Source organism: Pseudomonas sp. B22129, assembly GCF_044218875.1.
Lineage (GTDB): Bacteria > Pseudomonadota > Gammaproteobacteria > Pseudomonadales > Pseudomonadaceae > Aquipseudomonas.
Map to the genome: position 1 here is coordinate 3,515,098 of NZ_CP162592.1, position 18,536 is coordinate 3,533,633.

At 63.0% G+C, this 18,536-nt stretch carries 12 protein-coding genes; 7 read left to right on the forward strand and 5 right to left on the reverse strand.

Going from position 1 to position 18,536, the window contains the following annotated elements; genetic code table 11:
• Positions 1–17: 17 nt before the first annotated feature.
• The 3 genes from AB4P94_RS16205 to AB4P94_RS16215 form a co-directional block, all read right to left on the reverse strand.
• Positions 18–1,289, reverse strand: coding sequence for a cation:dicarboxylate symporter family transporter (locus AB4P94_RS16205; protein WP_395606407.1), 1,272 nt, complete (start codon positions 1,287–1,289; stop codon positions 18–20).
• 98 nt (positions 1,290–1,387) lie between these two features.
• Entirely contained in the window at positions 1,388–2,596 is a 1,209-nt protein-coding gene (locus AB4P94_RS16210; RefSeq protein WP_395606408.1) for a pyridoxal phosphate-dependent aminotransferase, read from the reverse strand.
• 11 nt (positions 2,597–2,607) lie between these two features.
• A complete protein-coding gene (locus AB4P94_RS16215; protein ID WP_395606409.1) occupies positions 2,608–3,273 on the reverse strand; it encodes an RraA family protein in 666 nt (221 codons plus the stop codon).
• A 122-nt stretch (positions 3,274–3,395) separates the two neighbouring features.
• Between AB4P94_RS16215 and AB4P94_RS16220 the strand changes: the two genes are divergently transcribed.
• Positions 3,396–4,292, forward strand: a complete 897-nt coding sequence (locus AB4P94_RS16220; protein ID WP_395606410.1) for a LysR family transcriptional regulator — start codon at positions 3,396–3,398, stop codon at positions 4,290–4,292.
• On the opposite strand, the gene AB4P94_RS16225 is transcribed toward AB4P94_RS16220, so the two are convergent.
• Positions 4,289–5,182, reverse strand: coding sequence for a LysR family transcriptional regulator (locus AB4P94_RS16225; RefSeq protein ID WP_395606411.1), 894 nt, complete (start codon positions 5,180–5,182; stop codon positions 4,289–4,291). The genes AB4P94_RS16220 and AB4P94_RS16225 overlap by 4 nt on opposite strands.
• Complete coding sequence (locus AB4P94_RS16230) at positions 5,179–6,084, reverse strand: LysR family transcriptional regulator (RefSeq protein ID WP_395606412.1); 906 nt, start codon at positions 6,082–6,084, stop codon at positions 5,179–5,181. The genes AB4P94_RS16225 and AB4P94_RS16230 overlap by 4 nt, the downstream gene beginning before the upstream one ends.
• Positions 6,085–6,238: 154 nt before the next feature.
• On the opposite strand from AB4P94_RS16230, the gene AB4P94_RS16235 reads away from it, so the two are divergent.
• The 6 genes from AB4P94_RS16235 to AB4P94_RS16260 all read left to right on the forward strand — a co-directional run bounded on the left by AB4P94_RS16235 (position 6,239) and on the right by AB4P94_RS16260 (position 18,521).
• Positions 6,239–7,573: an MFS transporter gene (locus tag AB4P94_RS16235; RefSeq protein ID WP_395606413.1), complete on the forward strand. Its 1,335-nt coding sequence runs from the start codon at positions 6,239–6,241 to the stop codon at positions 7,571–7,573.
• Positions 7,570–8,595 carry a hydroxyacid dehydrogenase gene (locus tag AB4P94_RS16240; RefSeq protein WP_395606414.1) on the forward strand — a complete coding sequence of 342 codons (1,026 nt, stop codon included), beginning with the start codon at positions 7,570–7,572 and terminating at the stop codon, positions 8,593–8,595. Before AB4P94_RS16235 ends, AB4P94_RS16240 begins: the two co-directional genes overlap by 4 nt.
• 99 nt (positions 8,596–8,694) lie before the next feature.
• On the forward strand, positions 8,695–9,759 hold the full coding sequence (locus AB4P94_RS16245) for a hypothetical protein (RefSeq protein WP_395606415.1): 1,065 nt from the start codon (positions 8,695–8,697) through the stop codon (positions 9,757–9,759).
• Positions 9,760–9,812: 53 nt separating this feature from the next.
• Positions 9,813–12,842 (forward strand): porin, encoded by a 3,030-nt coding sequence (locus AB4P94_RS16250; protein ID WP_395606416.1) that lies wholly within the window; start codon positions 9,813–9,815, stop codon positions 12,840–12,842.
• Between the two features lie 10 nt (positions 12,843–12,852).
• A complete protein-coding gene (locus tag AB4P94_RS16255) occupies positions 12,853–16,683 on the forward strand; it encodes a beta strand repeat-containing protein (protein ID WP_395606417.1) in 3,831 nt (1,276 codons plus the stop codon).
• Positions 16,680–18,521, forward strand: a complete 1,842-nt coding sequence (locus AB4P94_RS16260; protein WP_395606418.1) for a peptide transporter — start codon at positions 16,680–16,682, stop codon at positions 18,519–18,521. Before AB4P94_RS16255 ends, AB4P94_RS16260 begins: the two co-directional genes overlap by 4 nt.
• Positions 18,522–18,536 lie beyond the last annotated feature (15 nt).

The window sequence follows — 18,536 nt, forward strand, 5'->3', positions numbered from 1 at the left end:
CAGGATTCGGCTTTATTTCATGATTGCACGGTTACATTTTGTGCAGGCAGCTCATGCTGTTTGCGCCCCTCCCACTTCGCAATCACCAACGGCGCCAACGCATTACCCAGCACATTCAGCGCGGTCGTCGGCATTTCCATCAGCCGGTACACCCCGGCAATAAACGCGATGCCTTCCAGCGGCAGCCCGGCGCTGCCCAGGGTTGCCGACAGAATCACAAACATGAACCCCGGCACGCCGGCCGCGCCCTTGGAGGTCAGCACCATGGTCACCACCAGCAACGCCTGGTCGGCCAGGCTCAGGTCAATGCCATACAGTTGCGCCACGAACAGCGTGCCGATACCGAGGAACAGCGAGGCGCCGTCGAGGTTGAACGAATAGCCCACCGGCACCACAAAGCTCACCAGCGAAGGCGGCACGCCGTAGGTTTCGAGTTTTTTCATCAGTTGCGGCATCACCGCGGCCGAGCTGGCAGTGGAGAAGGCGAGGACCAGTTCATCCTTGATATGGCGCATCAACGCAAACAGGTTGATCCCGCACAACCGCGCGATGAGGTTGAGCACCACCAGCACAAAAAACACGATGGACAGGTAGCTGACCATGATCAGCTTGGCCAGCGGCAGCAGCGAGCCAAAGCCGAAGTTGGCCACGGTCACGGCGATCATGCCGAACACACCGATGGGCGAGTAGGCCATGATCATCGAGGTGACCTTGAACATCGCATCGGACACGCCGCGCATGAGTGCGATCACCGGGTCCTTGCGCTCAGCCGGCAGGCGCGACACGCCGAGGCCGAACATCACGGCGAAGAACAGCACCGACAACAGGCTGCCCTGGGCCATGGCACTGATCACGTTGTCGGGGATGATGCCGACGATGATCTGCCCCAGGCTATGGCCGCCACCGTTGCTGGTCGGCAGGGTGATGTTCGCCGCCTGCAAGCTGGACAGTTCAGTACCGGCGCCGGGCTCAAGCAGGTTGCCCATGATCAGGCCGACGATGATCGCCAGGGTCGTGATACAAAAGAAGTAACTCAGGGACTTCATCCCGATACGGCCCAGGCTCTTGCCATCGCCGTGCCCGGCGATGCTGACGACCATGCACGCGAACACAATGGGCACCACGATCATCTTCATCAGCTTGATGAAAATATCACCGGCCGGTTGCAAAACGTTGTCTACCAGCCATGGTCGGGACTCGGGAAAACGGTGCAGCAGGGCGCCGATGGCGATGCCGGCGAGCAGGCCGATCAGGATTTGCCAGACCAGCGGAATACGGGGCGTATGCATGGGAATGCCTCATCTGGGATCAATGATTTTTGAGTTGTTGTTGTTCTAGGCAGTCAAAAGGCGGCCTTCCATTGGCCGCCGGGTGTAACCGGGGGTGTTCAGCGCAGGTCGTGGCAGGCGTCTTTGAGGCGACGGCAGCCTTCTTCGATCTCAGCCCGGGAGCTGGCAAACGAAAGGCGCACATACGGCGACATGCCGTACGCCGCGCCGCTCACCGTGGCCAGGCCATAGTCGCGCAGCAGGTAGTCGACCAGGTCGGTGTCGCTCTCAAGGCGTTTGCCCTGTGGCGTGAGCTTGCCCATCAATCGGCTGACATTGGCGAACACGTAGAACGCGCCATCCGGTGGTGTCACGCTTAACTCGCCAATGCCCGCCAGCAACCTCAGCATCAGGGCGCGGCGCTGGCGGTATTCCTCACGCATGTCGGCGATGGGCGTTTGGTCGCCGGCAAAGGCTGCTACCGCCGCCGCCTGGCTCAGGGAGCTGGGGCAGGTGGTGGTTTGCGAGAGCAGCTTGGCGATGGCGGTGATCAGCCAGGCCGGCCCGGCACCAAAGCCCAGGCGCCAGCCGGTCATGGCATAGCCTTTGGACGCACCGTTGACGATCAGCGTGCGCGGCTTGAGGTCGGGCGCCAGGCGCGTCAGCGGTATGTGCCGGGCATCGCCATACACGAAGTGCTCGTAGATTTCGTCGGCCATGACCAGCACGTGGGGATGGCGGCGCAACACCTCGGCCAGCGCCATCAGTTCGGCTGCGTTGTACACCGCGCCGCTGGGGTTGTTCGGGCTGTTGAGAATCACCCATTTGGTGCGTGGGCCGATCGCGTGCTCCAACACCTGAGGGGTCAGCTTGAAGCCCAGGCTTTCGTCGCCGGGGATGATCACGGGTGTGGCGTCATTGAGCCGCGTGATGTCCGGGTAAGACACCCAGTACGGCGTGTGCACGATCACTTCATCGCCACGATTGAGCGTGGCCGCCAGCGCGTGATAAATGATGTGTTTGCCGCCGCAGCCGGCGACCACCTCGTCCAGCCCGTACACCAGGTCGTTGTCGCGTTGCAGCTTCAGGCAGATCGCCTGGCGCAATGCGAGGGTGCCGGTGGTGGCGGTGTAGTGGGTGTCACCGCTGTGCAACGCCACGCTGGCGGCGTCACGAATGTGCGCCGGGGTGTCGAAGTCTGGCTCGCCGACGGTGAAGTTGACGATATCGCGGCCCTCGGCGCGCAAGGCCGTCACCAAGGCGTTGGCGGCCACGCTGGGGGAGGGCGCAATGCCCAGCACCCGGTCGGACAAAAATACTGTGCTCATGGTGATTCCCTTCAGTCCGCCAGGCCGGCGTTGTTCAGCACTTTGTCGATCCAGCTCTGGCGCAGGTTACCGGTGGCGATTTCGGCTTTGACGGCTTCTTCGTGCTCGGCATGTTGCCCGGCGCGGCGCAATACTTCGGCGGCGTCGGCCTGGGAGAAAGCCACCAGGCCATCTTCATCGCCCACCAGCAAATCCCCCGGGTTGATCAGCATGCCGCCGATGGACACCGGCACGTTGACTTCGCCCGGGCCGGTTTTATACGGGCCGGTATGCACCACGGCACGGGCGTAGCAGGGGGTGTCGTCAAAGCTGGCCACGTCACGGATCGCACCGTCGATCACAAAACCCACGCAACCGCGTTGCTGGGCGTACAGCTTGACCAGTTCGCCGATCACGGCGTTGTTGGTGTCGCCCTGGCCGTCCACCACCAGCACGTGGCCGGGTTGCAGCATGCTCATGGCTTTGTAGATCAGCAGGTTGTCGCCGGGGCGGGTCTTGACGGTAATCGCGGTGCCCACCAGCTTGCCGGTGCGGTTGTAGCGCGTCAGGCCCCGGGCGCCGATGTGGCGGCCGAGGTTGTCGCTGATGTGCGGTGTGACCACATGGGCAAACGCTTCGACCAGCTCGGCCGAGGCCATGGGCGCGTTGGGAAGGATGCGGGAACCGGGCAAGGACATGGCAAATCTCCAGAATCGATGGATAGCGATGGGCGATGGCCGGATCTTAGAAGTGATGAACGGACAGTTTTAGCGATATTTTATGATGTGTTAGCATTGCTTTTTCTCATGAATCGGTCGCCGTGATCACCTTCAAACAAATCGACGCGTTGTACTGGATCGCCGAATTGGGCAGTTTCGAGGCGGCCGCCAACAAGCTGAACATGTCCCAGTCGGCCATCTCCAAGCGCATCCAGGAATTGGAAGAAACGTTCGACGTCGAGATTTTCGACCGCAGCAAACGCAATGCCCGGCTGACCGAAAAGGGCGGCGAGCTGCTCGATTACGCCAAGGACTTGCTCAAGAGCCGCGACCAACTGCTCGAACGGGTCAGCGCGCGGGAGGTGCTGGTGCGAAGGTTTCGCCTGGGCGTCACTGAACTCACTGCGTTGACCTGGTTGCCGGCCCTGGTGGAAGCGCTACGCCAGGCTTACCCCAAAGTACAGATCGAACCTTCGGTGGAACTCAGCAGCGAGTTGTTCCGCAAGCTAGAGAGCGACCAGCTCGATTTGGTGATCGTGCCCGACGTCTACAGCGACCCGCGTTTTCACAGCACGGCGCTGCAATGTGTGGAAAACGCCTGGATGTGCTCCCCCGGCCTGATCCCCGACGCCGACCCGATCAGCCTGGAAACCCTGGCCAGTCATACCGTGCTCACCCAGGGCGCGCATTCCGGCACGGGGCTGATCTACGAGCGCTGGCTGGCAGCACACAACGTGCAGATGCCGCGCACCCTGACCAGCCACAACCTGTTGGTGCAGGTGGGCCTGGCGTTGTCGGGGATCGGCGTGAGTTACCTGCCCAAGGCGTGCCTGTCGCACCTGATCGAGCAAGGTACGTTGCGCGCGCTGGTTACCCAGCCGGAACTGCCGAGCATCCAGTACGTGGCGTTGCACCGGGTGGATCGGCAGTTTGGTTTGAACCAGGACGTGGCGCAGCTGGCGCAAGCGAGCTGCGATTTTTCGAAGTTGTTGCTCTAACGGTTTGCGTCGCTCTGCGCTGACAACCTGGCCAGCCCGGCCAGTGTGTCAATCAACTCCGTGCGCCCATGCTTGAGAAACGCCAGTTGATAATTCACCGCCGCCGGTGGCACTTCCAGCGTCACCTCCTGGAATTCACCGCGCTCAATTTCCCCCACAAACAAGCCCCTGGGCAGACAGCTGATACCGACCCCGGCACGAATCAACGCGAGCAACGCAAACAGGCTGTTGCTGCCATACACGTGGTTGAACTCCAGACCCTGCTCGGCGAACAGCTGCTCGCAACGCTGGGTGATGCCCGAGTCCGGGCCTTGCACGATGATCGGCCATAGCGCCAGCTGTTTGAGTGACAGCGTGGTGCCGGCGGGAAACAGACCCGGCGGCGCGAGCCAGGTGAACTCGATGGATTGCAGCGGGATCGCCGCCATGGCGGCGGTCACGTAATCCTGCGGGATCACGATCAGGTCGAGGTCGCCGTCCAGCAATTTGCGTTGCAGGCGCGCGGACAGGTCCACATCCGGGTGCAGTTCGATGTCCGGCAGCGCGGCCTTGCTGCGGGCGACAAAGTCGGTAAACCAGGTGATGGTCACCAATTCGGTCAGGCCCATGCGCACCGTACGCAGGGTCTGGCGGCTGGCGTCACGCAGGGCCTCAAGGCCGGCCAGGCTGTGGATCAGGCCTTCGCTGGCCTCCAGCAATTCGGTGCCCTTGGCGCTCAGTTGTACCTTGTGGTTGCCGGGCTGGAACAAGGGCAGGCAGGCCTGTTTTTCCAGCTCTTGCAGGCGTTTGCTCGCGGCTGACTGGGTGATGAACAAACGCGTGGCTGCGCGCTGCACGGTGCCCAGTTTCAGCGTCCAGTAGAACGCTTCGATCTGTTTGATATTGATCATGCCGGCCGCCCGAATGGCTGTTGCAGGTCGCAATGTGTGCCCATCAGTTCCACCACGTGCCGATGGAACGGGCTGTAGCTGTCGGCCCGGGCCAGCGCCACATACGGCGTGGTCGGCAAAGGCGGTTCGACGTCGAGTTTCACCAGTTGCCCCGTGAGCAGGTAAGGCGCGGCGGTGGCGTCGGGCAAGTAGGTCACGCCCAAACCGGACACCGTCAAACCGATCAGCGCTGCCAGGCTGCTGCAGGGAATGTGTGCGCTGGGGCGGGCCTGATGAGACACAAGCCAGCTGTCCATCAACAGTCCGGAACCGGAGGATTTGCCCTGGGCCAGCAAGGTGAACCGGGTCAAATCCTCCAGCGTCAGTGGCTGATGCGGGTCCAGCAAGCCGGGCGCGCAGAACCAGTGGTTACGCACTTCATCCAGCCGCACCTTGATCAGCCCGTTGCTGCTGAAGGCATCCGGCACCACGATCACGTCCAGTTGGCCGGCCATCAGCAACCCATGCAAGCGCACGCTCAAATCCACTTCAGGCTCGATGCGCACCTTGGGGTAGTCGGCGGCAATCGCCTGGATCAGGCGCGGCAGCCAGGTCAGCGCGCTAAGCTCGGTGATACCGATGCGCAGTTTGCGGCTGAGCACGTCGGGGCTGAGCAGGCAACTGTTGACGATCTCGCGTTGCAACAGCACCTCCCGTGCCTGGGCCACTACCTGCGCGGCCAATACCGTGGGTTTGGCCCCACGACCGCTGCGGTCGAACAGGGCAAAACCGAGCCAGTGTTCCAGTTCCTGGATCTGCCGCGAGATGGCCGATTGCACCTGGCCCAGGCGATTGGCGGCGCCGTCGAAGGTGCCGTGATCGACCACGGCAATCAACGCTTGCAGCTGTTTGAAGGTGGGCACGGGAGAATTCTCATCATGATTTGGAATGTTTTTAGTTCACGGAATATCTCTATGTCTACTTAAATTTCCTCGGCACTATTTCGCTCACGGCCTACTGGCGTGAGGGTTTCTTCACGACGTACCGACCATAACTCCAAGAAAAACCGGTGAAGAAATGAATGCTGATTCCAAACCTGCCAGCCGCTTTCGCTGGGTCGTGGCGGCGCTGTTTTTCCTTGCGTACATGGTGGCCGGCGCCGACCGCGCCAACATCGGCGTGGTGGTGCCGTTCATCAAACAGGAATACCACCTGAGCAACACCGACATCGGCGCCCTGGCCAGCCTGTTCTACCTGACCTACGCCATTGTGCAGATCCCCGCCGGCTACCTGTTTGGCCGCTACGGTATCCGCAAGCTGCTGACCGGCTCGCTGGTCCTGACGTCCCTCGCCACCTTGTTGATCGGCTTCACCAGCAGCGTGCTGCAACTCAAACTGGCGCGTGCCCTGCTGGGGGCGGCGGAAGGGCCGATCAACATCGGCATCATTTCGATCATCAACCGCTGGTTCCCGGCGCGTGAGAAGGGCTTCGCCACCGGCATTTTCATGTCGGCGGCGAAGGTGGCCCCGGCGATCGTGCCGCCGCTATGTGCCTGGATCGTGCACCTGTATGGCTGGCGCGAAGTGTTCTTTATCTTCGCCATCCCGGGTTTTTTCGTGGGCGTGTTGTGGTGGTGGCTGGTGAAGGACGACCCGTCCGACAGCCGCCATTGCTCGCCGGCCGAGCTGCACTACATTCAGGACAACGGCCCTCAGAGCCAGGCCATGAACACGCCGATGGTGCGCATTCCGGCCGGGTTCGACCGCCTGATGCGCACCCGTGAAGCGCCCTTGTTGAGCGACAACAAAAGCATCCTGGCCTCATGGAACGTATGGGCCTGTGCGCTGGGCTACTTCCTGATGGTCGGCATCACCTATTCGATCATGACGTGGGTGCCGACCTACCTGATCACCGTCAAACAGTATTCGGTATTGAAAATGGGCATGGTCGCTTCGGCGCCGTGGGTCGGCGCGATCATTGGCAACCTGCTGGGCGGCTGGCTGTCGGACCGCGTGTTCGACCGTCGGCGCAAACCGGCGATGCTGATCAGCTCCCTCGCCACCGTGATCATGATGTTCGTGCTGCTCAACGCGCCCACCGACCCACTGTTGCTGTCGGCGGTGTTCCTGCTGGCCGGCATCCTGTTGAACATCGGCTACTCGACCTTTCTGGTGTACCCGATGGGCCTGGCGACCAAGGCCCGCGTGCCGTTCGCCGCGTCCATCGTCAACACCGGCGGCTCGCTGGGCGGCGCGTTCACGCCGTTCGTGGTCGGGCTGTTGCTGGACCATTTCAATTGGGACTACGTGTTCGGTTTTCTCGGCGTGAGTTCGCTGATCACCTTCGCCATCGTGCTGACCATGATCGAGCCACGTCCTTCCACATCCGTTAACGCCCAGGAGCGCGTATGAACAGTGTCATGCAGGTTTGTCGTCTGGATTTCTGGATCAGCCCCGTGTTCGACGAAATGATCCTTAGCCAGCCGCAACTGGCCTTGCAGGTGATGCCGCGCCAGGGCGACGACGCACGCACCCTCGCGGCGCTGCGCAAGGCCCATGCCTACCACGTGTCGGCGGCCAAAGATGAGCTGCCCGCGCAGTGGTTTGCCAACCAGGCATTGATTGAGCAATGCCCGGATTTGCTCTGCGTTTCTTCCGGCGGCGCAGGTTTTGATACGGTGGATGTAGCCGCGTGCACCCGCGCCGGTATTGCCGTGGTCAACCAGGCCGGAGCCAACGCGCACTCGGTGGCCGAGCACACCTTTGGCCTGCTGCTGGCGGTGGTCAAGCGCATTGTCGAGTCCGATCAAAAGCTGCGCCACGCCGTTGGTTTCAGCCGCGAAGACTTGATGGGCGAAGAGATACACGGGCGCACGATCGGGTTGATCGGGCTGGGGGAAATCGGCGGGCGCGTGGCACGCATCGCCCACGGCTTTGGCCTGGACGTGTTGGCGTATGACCCGCATCTGAGCCATGAAAAAATTCAGGCCCACGGTGCTACGCCGGTGACCCTGGCCGAGCTGCTGCAACGCAGTGATTTTGTGTCGCTGCACTGCCCGCTGGATGCCGGCACCCGTCACTTGATGGGCGCCGAACAGTTCGCGGCGATGAAGCCGGGCGCGGTATTTTTGTCCACTGCGCGCGGTGGCATTCATGATGAAGCAGCCTTGTTCGAGGCTCTGCAAAAAGGCCACCTCAGTGGCGCGGGGCTGGATGTGTGGGCCAGCGAGCCGCCCGCCCAAAACGCACCCTTGATGAGCTTGCCCAATGTGGTCGCGACCTTCCACACCGCAGGCGTCACCCACGGTGGCCGACGCAATGTGGCGCGCTCGTCGGCCGCGCAGATCGCGGCGATCCTGCGCGGCGAGCGGCCGCCGCACCTGCTGAACCCCGAGGCCTGGGAGGCGGTCAGCGAGCGTATCCGCGCGCGCTGATCGTCATATGTTTAAAGTATTCAAACCCCGTTATTTAGATATTTTTCATAGGTGGACGGCGCTGGTAGGCTCTTAAAAAAACAAGAGAAGTGCCCGGTCATGTCCATACGCCTGTCCACCTCCATGAAACCCTTCACCCTCGTTTTGGCGACGCTTGCCTTGGTGAGCACACTGGCCAGCTGTGCCAAGGTCGATGTGCACAGCGAAAACGCCGACAAGCCTGAAGCTGATGCCCGCCAGGTCTTGCGCCTGGGCCATGACGCCAGTGCCTATCCGTTTCTGGTCTACGCCAACGCCGACCTCTACAACCCGCCACAGACTATCGAACGCGCCGTGATCATCCTGCATGGTGTGCAGCGCGACGGCGACCACTACTTCAACACCGGCCGCAAACTGCTCGGCAATGCGCACCTGCCCAGCGCAAGCACGTTGCTGATCGCGCCGAACTTCCTCACGCCTACCGATTCCGGGGTCAGTGATGACATGCCGCTATGGTCGCGCGACCGGTGGATGCACGGCATCGAATCGCAATTCGGCCGCAAGGGCATTCCGGCGTTCCAGGTACTCGATGACGTGGTCGGTTATTTGTCCGACCGCCAGCTTTACCCGGCACTCAAGGAAATCGTGATGGTCAGCCACTCGGCGGGGGCGCAATTGATGCAGCGTTACGCGGTGATGAATGACCTCGACACTGCCCTCAAGGCCCACGGCCTGACGATTCGCTACGTGGTCGCCAGCCCGTCAAGCTACGTGTACTTCGACGATAACCGCCTGCAGGGCGGCGCGTTCAAGCCGGTGGTGACCATCCTGTGCCCCAGCTACAGCCGCTATCGCTACGGCATTGAGGGCGCCCCCGCGTACCTGCTGAACCAGCACTTGTCGAGCCGTCAGGTGTTCGCCCGCTATGCCGCGCGTGACATCACCTACCTGGTCGGCGGCCAGGACAACAACCCCACCAGCCGTGTGCTGGACACCTCTTGCGGCGCCAATTACCAGGGCGACACGCGGCTTGATCGGCAGTTGAATTACATCAGCTACGAGCAGTTCCTGTCGGCCCAGTGGCAGATCCCGCTGCGCCATCCGCAACACACGATTCCAGGCATCGGCCACAACGCGGCGCGGTTGCTCGGTGATAAAGCCGTCGCACGGATGCTCTTCCCTTAAGCCTCACGCTTTCGCCCAACGCTGCGTCTCGATAAAAACAATAAGAGAACTGTATGAGCCCAACTCTCCCCGTTACCCGGGCGCCCCGCGCCTGGGGGCCTGGCGCATTGTCGCTGCTGGCCGCTGCCTTGCTCACCACCCACGCCCAGGCCGACACGCTGCCGTCGTCCGGCACCTTGTTCGACAACAGCCGCTCGGTGCTGCGCCCCACGGACAACGCACAACCGGCACCGCCCGGCAGTGTGCGCATTGAAAGCCAGAACGACGAGCCCGCGCCCGCCACCAGCCCCTCGACCTTGCAGCTGCAGGTGCTGCGGTTTGTGGTGAAGGGCAACCGCGAACTCAGCGACGCCGAGGTGCAGGCCGCGCTGCAACCCTATGTCGGCAAGACACTCGGCCTGGAGGGTTTGCGTGACGCGGCGGCGCAAGTCACCGCGCTGTACCGTGCCCGAGGCTACCTGGTGGCGCGCGCCTATCTGCCGGCGCAGGACATTCAAAACGGCCAGGTCACGGTGGGCATTTCCGAAGGTGTGATCGGCCAGGTCAGCGCCTTGCCGGACGCGAATGTACGCCTGCGCCCCGGCGTGCAGCAGCAGTTCATCAATGCGCTGCCCACCGGCACCATCATCCGCGAGCAAGACCTGGAGCGCGTACTGCTGCGCCTGTCGGACATCACCGGCGTGGCGGTGCACGCGATCCTGCGCCCGTCGCAGCAGCCGGGCGCCGCCGACATCGTGCTCAAGCTCAGCGAGATGACGGCGATTACGGCCCGCGCGACTATCGACAACTACGGCAACTACTACACCGGCGCCAACCGCCTGACCTCCAGTGTCAGCCTCAACGACGCGCTGGGCCTGGGTGACAGCTTTACCGCCACCTCGCAGAATTCTTTCGAAGGCCTCAACATCAAGGGCGTCGGCTACCAGCAACCGCTGGGCGCCACGGGTATTTCGGTGGGCGCCAACTACGCCGAGCTCGAATACAGCATCGGCAAGAACCTCAAGGGCCTGGACGCCGACGGCACCGCGCAAGTCTCCTCGGTGTTTATCAACAGCGCGCTGCTGCGCTCGCGGGACAGCAATATCAGCTTCAACCTGGCCGAAGATCACCGGCGCTTCGAAGACTCGGCCGGTGGTTTTACCGTGAACAAATCCGCGGTGTTTCGCAGCGCCACGCTGTACGGCAACTGGCGTGATGACTGGCAGGGCAGCAACGCCTGGAGCCTGTCTTATGGCATCGGTGACCTGGACAAAAACACCGCCGCCGACGCTACGCTGGATGCGCTCATCGCCAACGCCGCCGGGCGCTACAAGAAAGCCAACGCCAGTTTCAGCCGCCTGCAAAACCTCGGTGGTGGTTACTCGCTGTTCGGCTCGTTGACCGGGCAATGGGCCGACAAGAACCTCGACTCTTCGGAAAAAATCAGCCTCGGTGGCCCCAACGGCGTGCGTGCCTATCCGGTCGGCGAAGTGGCCGGCGACGAAGGCCTGCTCGGCCGCCTGGAGTTGCGCAAATACCTCGGCCGTTTCCAGGGCGCCATTGCCGAAGGCACGCTGTTTGCCGACGCGGGCAAGGTCAAGGTCAACAAGAACCCGTGGGACGCCAGCGAAAATACCCTCACGCGCTACGGCTACGGCGTGGGCCTGAACCTCTATCACCGTGACCTGGTGATGAACACCAGCCTGGCCTTTTCGCCGGGCGCCGACCCTACCAGCGACGACCGCGCGGCCAAGCGCCTGTGGTTCTCGATTTCCGGTTCGCCCCAGGCGTTCGCCGGGCTGGCCAGCGACCTCGGCTCCAAAGGCGAAGACTTCGAAGTGGCCGAGACCGACACGGTCATCTACGGCGACTTCGGCATCGTCCCCGAATACGTTGACCGCCACGGTTCCACACCCGCCGCGCCCGCCAACCAGAACCGCCTGGCCACGCCGAACGGGCGCAACATGGCGAGCTTCTGGCGCGCCCGCGATAACGTCTCGGCCATCGGCGTGCACGGCGGCTATGGCCTGAGCGACGACTGGAAACTGCTCTGGCAGCTGGAATACGGCATTTCGATGAACTACACCGCCAGCGATGACAAATCGGTCAACCCGTCGGCCTCTCCAAGTACCAAATTGCGCAACACCGGCGCGGCGTTCAACAACACCGATTACGGCACGCTGCTGTATGGCGTGTGGGACATGCCGATGAAGGAGGCCACCACCAGCCTCGACCCGTTCAACGGCAAAACCAGCGCCGCCTACTTCAACATCATCGGCTCGCCGGGTTTCAGCGCCGGGCTGTCGACCAACGTCAACGGCCCGCAAAGCTTTGACGACACGGCGGTGAACGGCGATGCGGCGTTCAACCGGCGCCAGTCCGGCGTGGTGGAGTACTGGACACCGGTGTGGAACGGCCTGCAGCTCAAGCTGGCGTATTCGAACAACGGCATGAGCGTGGCCAATGATGTGGACAAGGGCTACATCTACGGCACCAGCCTGAGCTATAACAACGGCGGTTTCACGGCAGTGTTCGCGGCCGAGCGGCACATCAACTATTTCGGCATTGCCGACCTCGGCCGTAACGCCCGTGGGTTGGGCAGCAGCACCCACGTTACCGATGGCACCTCTTCGGATGATTTCAGCTTTCGCTACGGCCTGGCCTACGACTTTGGCGACACCAAGCTGTCGGTGATCGCCGACGACCTGTCGTACTCCGAAGATGGCGTGGTCAACACCAGCACCACCTCCAGCGACCTGTCGCGCTATCGCCGCCGCGCCTATCTGTTGGGGGCGAGCCACAAGATAGGTCCCTGGACCTTGAAGGCCAGCTACGGCAAGGCCCTGCCGGGCAAATGCGAAATGATCGGCGCCGCCGCCCCCGACTGCGATACCCACGGCATGGGTGCCACCCAATACGCGGTCGGCGCCAACTACAAACTGACCAAGCGCATCGACCTGTTCGGCCAATACGTGCTGCTGAAAAACAACTCGCTGGCCAACTACAACTTCGCCTTGACTGGCGTCACGGCGGCCAGCGGCTACTCGCCCGGCGTGGGCACGACCATTAGCGCCATCGGCACTGGCATCAACTATTCGTTCTGAGGAGAAGGCTGTGAGCAAACCCCAAATCCAAACCGCGCTGCCTGTTCTCAAACCCTTGAGTTTTGCCGTGCTCTGCGCGTTGTACAGCCTGGCCCCGATGCCCGCCCTGGCCCTGGACAGCAACGCGCTGCCCACTAACGGCCAGGTGATCGCCGGCAGCGGCAGCCTGAGCAGCAACGGCAATGTGCTGACCGTGCACCAGGGCAGTGACCGCCTGATCACCACCTGGGACACCTTCAATATCGGCAGCAACGCCCAGGTGAATTTCCTGCAACCCGGCGCCTCTTCGGTGGCGCTCAACCGCGTCACCGGCAGTGACGGCTCGCAGATCCTTGGGCACCTGAATGCCAACGGCCAGGTGTTTCTGGTCAACCCCCAAGGCGTGCTGTTTGGTGCCGGGGCCATGGTGGATGTGGGCGGGCTGGTTGCCAGTTCGCTGAACATCTCCAACAGCGATTTCATGGCGGGTAAAAACGTTTTCGCCGGGCCCGGCGGTGGCGCGGTGGTGAACCAGGGCACGATCAGCGCGCGGGACAGCGGCAGCGTGGCGCTGCTCGGCGCCCAGGTGCGCAACGAAGGCACGGTGGTTGCGCGTCTCGGTTCGGTGGTGTTGGGCGGTGGCGAGAAAATCACCCTGGATTTCAACGGCGACGGCCTGATCAACGTCGAGGTCAACGACCCGGCCATCGGCGCCAGCGTGATCAACCGGGGCTTGCTCAGCGCCAACGGCGGGGCCGTGGCCATGACCGCCCGCGACTCCCAGGCCATGCTCAGCAACGTGGTGAACAACGAGGGTGTGATCGAAGCCCGCAGCCTGCAACAACGCAATGGCCGCATCATGCTCGACGGCGGCGACAGCGGCGTGGTGGTCAACAGCGGCGTGCTGGACGCGTCGGGCAAAAGTGCCGGTGAGCGCGGCGGCAACGTGACCCTGACCGGGCAGTACGTCGGCCTGTTCGACAGTGGCCGCATTGATGCCGATGGCGATGTCGGCGGTGGCACGGTGCTGATGGGCGGCGATTACCAAGGCAGTGGCAACCTGCACCAGGCCGACAGCACGTTCATGGGCAGCGACGCGCGCATCAGCGCGAATGCCTTGAGCAGCGGCGACGGCGGCAAGGTGATCCTATGGTCCACAGACAGCACGCAGTTCTACGGCACTATCGGCGTGCGCGGCGCCGGAAAGCAGGGGCGTGGCGGGCTGGTGGAAACCTCCGGGCATGCGCTGGACGTGGCGGGTATCGTCGACCTCAGCGCGGTGTCGGGGCAGGGCGGCAGCTGGTTGATTGACCCGTTCAACATCAATATCACCAGCGGCGCCAGCAGCGGCACGTCGAGCAGTTCGCCGTTCACGCCGAATGCCGGTGGCAGTTCCAACCTGAGTTCGGCCACGCTGAATGCGTCCTTGTCGGAAGGCGCGAATATCCTCGTGACCACCTCCTCAGGCGCGGGTACTTCGGGGGATATCAACGTGCTGTCCAACGTCAAGGGCGTGGGCAATGCGACCCTGACGTTGCAGGCGCACCGCAATATCGTAATGACCAACACCAGCATCAGCAATGGCACCGGCAAGACGCTGAACGTGTCGCTGGTGTCGAACTTCAACAACAGCGGCAACGGTTCGGTAGCCTTGAGCAACGCGAGTATCAGCACCAACGGCGGCAACCTGACCATCAGCGGCGCTGCGAACCCGGCCACGTCCTGGGCAAGCACCAACGTCAGCAACGGCACGGGCATTTCGTTGAGCAATGGCACGCAACTGACCACCCGCGGCGGCAACATCACCCTGCGCGGCGCCACGTCGGCAACGCTGGCGGCGGGCTCCACGGCCACCGCGATCAACATCAGCGGCAGTACGCTCAACGCCGGTGGCGGTAATATCAGCATCAATGCCTTGCAGGCCAGCACCAGCGGGACCGGCGATGCCTTCGTGCTGACCGGTGGCAGCAGCCTGCTGACCTCGGGCGCAGGCTCGATCAGCGTCGACAGCAACAACCTGGGCAGCGGCAACGGCACGCGCATTTTCAGTACCAGCAATACCCTTGCGGCCACCGGCAGCGGCAATGTCAGCGTGCGCGGCAGCGCGGCGTCGGGTGCGGCGGTGCTGGTGTGCTCCACGGCAGCAAGCTCGACCCAAACGCTCAGCGTGGGTAGCGGCACGCTGACCGTGCAGGGCAGTGGCGGTGGGCGCGGCGTGTTCCTTGCGGCGTCGGGCAACGGTGCCGTCAACCTGAATGCGGCGCAGGGCGGCGACATCGTGATCGACGGCAGCAGTACCAGCAGCTACGGCACGATTTTAAACTCCACTGGAGTCACGTCGGCAATCAACCTCACCACCGACGGCAACATCAGGGTGTCCGGCGTCACCTCGGGCGGCACCACGCCAGCCTTGGCGTTGATCGCGTCCGGCAACGGCACGGCCGCCGCGCCGGGCGCGCAGATCAACCTGACCAGCACCCGTGGCAATGTAGCGCTGAATGCCAACCACAACGCCGTGAGCACCGCCACCGGCTCGTTCAAGGCCATTTCGCTGGACGCTGGCGGGGCGTTTTCAGCCATCAACCTGTCGACCCAAAGCGGCAACCTCACGCTGGACGGCACCAGCACCTCCGGGCGCGGCGTGGACATTGCGCCATCGGGCGTAGGCGCTGCGATCAACCTGGCGACCACTACCGGTGATATCAACCTCAACGGCAACAGCACCACCTCGTTTGGCGGCTATGGGATTTTCTTCAACTCCACCGGCAATTCACAAGGCGTGAGCGTCAGCACGGGCACCGGCGATATCACCTTGCGCGGCGACTCGGTGGGCACCTCCGACGCCATCGCCCTTGGCGGCAGCACCGGCAATGGCAGCTCCAGCAACCGCATTACCTCAAAGGGTGGCGACATCAGCCTCAACGGCAACTTCCACTCGCCCAACGCCGGCGAGCTGGACCACGGCATTGCGATCCTCAGCGTCAACAACATCATTCAGACCACCGGCAACGGCAACGTGACCCTGACCGGCAACGCCCGCGATTTGGGCAGCGGCATTGAGGTGTACGGCAATGGCCGGGCGCAATTGAGTGTGGAAAATGGCGCGCTGACGCTGACCGGCAGCAGCGGTGCGGGGGACGGGATTGGCCTGTTGACCGGGCAGAACTCGCTGCGCGCCACGGGCAGTGGTTCGGTCACGCTCAACGGCACGTCGGACACGGCGTCGGGGATCAATATTTTTCCGTCCGGGAGCAGCAGTGCCGTGACGATTTCCACGGCCAGCGGTGACCTTTCGCTGACCGGCACGGCAGGCCCGGCGTCGGGTGCACCGGGTATCAGCATCCGCAGCGGTGCGTCGGGGGCGGGCAATGGCGTGAAGATTGTCTCCGGCAGCGGCGATATCAACGTGACGGGCACCGCCCTTGGCAGCGGCGCCGGGGTGGCCATCGGCGCAACCAATGCCCGGGGTTTCAACTCGCTGGTGAGCGGCGCCAACCTCAGCGTCACCGGGCGCAGCACCCGTGGCGCGGCCTTGAGCTTTGACAGCGGCACCAATACCTTGCAGGTCGCCGACGGCATCCTGCGCCTGGACCTGGACACGCCGTCGGGCAACTTCCTCAGCCAGAACAACGACAGCACCTCGATCACCGCCACGGGCAACGGCGCGGTGTTGATCGACCGTGGCGGAATCATTCACAACGGGTTGCTGCCGATCACCTCCGAACCGACACGCCAATATCATCAAAGCCAGATGGTCGGCGACACCTGGCGCAAACCGTTGACTGGCGACTATCACCTCACGCCGCTGGGCAGCGTGGCGGACGAGGTGAGCATTGAAGTCGCCCAGGGAGCGTCGCAATGACCGAGCCGGCGTTCTCCCTCGAAGCCTTCGAATACCTGTGCTACACCCGCGACCATGAGGGCGGCGCCCGCGAGCTGGTGCGCCTGCTGCAATTGATCGACCGCAACTACGGAAAACTGTCCGAGCAGTTTTCCCTCAGTGTGTCCCCGGCAGTCACCCCGGGCGAGCTGGAAAGCCATGTGCTGACGCGCCTCACCAGCGCCATCACGGCGCTGTTGTCCGACCCGGGGTTTACCCTCAGCCCGGGCGGGTTCGGCCAGTTGATCAACCTGCAACGCTGGCTGTCGTCGCTGTTTGCCGCCAGCGCGTTTATCAATTGCGACCACATCCTGCGTTCGCTCAACCTGCTGGGGCCGAACGGCAATGACTACCGCCTCGCCGAACAGGACCTGGTGAAATTCTGCCTGCTGTATTCGCCCGAATCCCAGTTGCCGTTGGATGTGGAGCTGCTGTGGGCGCAGAACCCGACCCTGGCGGCGGCGTTGTTCATGGCCTTGATGTCGCCCAGGTTTCTCGGCACGCCAGCGGCGCATTCCAAGCGCGAGGCCTTGCTGGCCTGGTTGCCGGGGCGCTTGGAAACGCTTGAGCATCTGGATGCATTGCCGCTTAACGTGCTGCATGACGTGTACATGCATTGCAGCTACGCCGACTTGCCGCAGCGCCATCGCATCAAGGCGTCGATCAACACGCTGATCGAACGCAAACTCGCCAGCGTGGGCATTCTTGGCGTGCCCGCCGCGCCGCAACCGGCCCGCGACAAGCCGCTGATGCTGGTGCTGCTGGAGTGGTTTTCCGGCGGGCATTCGATCTACCGTACCCACTCGCTGACGCTGCAGGCGGCGCGGCGGGATTTTTACGTGGTGGCGATGGGGTATGCGGCCAATGTGGACGGGTTGGGACGTGAAGTGTTTGATGAATTCATTGAGTTGCGCGAGCCGGATGACCTGTTCTCCTGCCTGCGGCAAATCACGGCATTCGCTACCGAACAGCGCCCCGACGTGTTCTACATGCCCAGTGTCGGCATGTTCCAGATCACGATGTTTGCCAGCAACCTGCGCTTTGCGCCGTTGCAGGTGGCGGCGTTGGGGCACCCGGCGACCACGGCGTCGCGGCATATCGACTGCATCAGCGTGGAAGCGGATTTTGTCGGCGACCCGGCTTGTTTCACCGAACGCCTGTTGCAACTGCCGGCCAATGGGCAGCCGTATCGGCCGTCGGCGATTGCGGTTGAGCTGCCACGAAGGGTGCGGCACGACACTGAATGGGTGAACATCGCTGTCGCCGCCACCACCATGAAGCTCAACCCGACCTTCTTGCGTGCGTGTCAGGCGATTGCCGTGCGCACGTTGCACTCGAGCGGCAAACGCGTGCGTTTTCACTTTCTGGTGGGGCAGGCGCAGGGGCTGTTGTTTCCGCAGCTGGTGCGGTTGATTGAACGCTATGTCGGCGATGCCACGGTGTATCCGCACCAGGCCTATGCGCACTACATGGCTACGCTGAACGGCTGCGACCTGTTCCTCAGCCCGTTTCCGTTCGGCAATACCAACGGCATTATCGACGCCTTCACCGTGGGCCTGCCGGGCGTGTGCAAGACCGGGCCGCAAGTGTTCGAGCATATCGATGAAGGGTTGTTTCGGCGGGTGGGGTTACCGGCATGGAGCATCGCGCGAACCCATGAGGCGTATGTGGAGGCGGCGGTGCGGCTGGCGGGCGATTACGCCGAACGTTCGGCGTTGTATCGGCATCTGGAAACCAGCAACCCGTTGGAGGTGCTGTTCAGCGGCGAGCCGCATGCGTTGAGCGAGGCGTTGCTGGCTGAGCTTTCTGCGCTGAGGTGAGCCGGCTTGCCACAG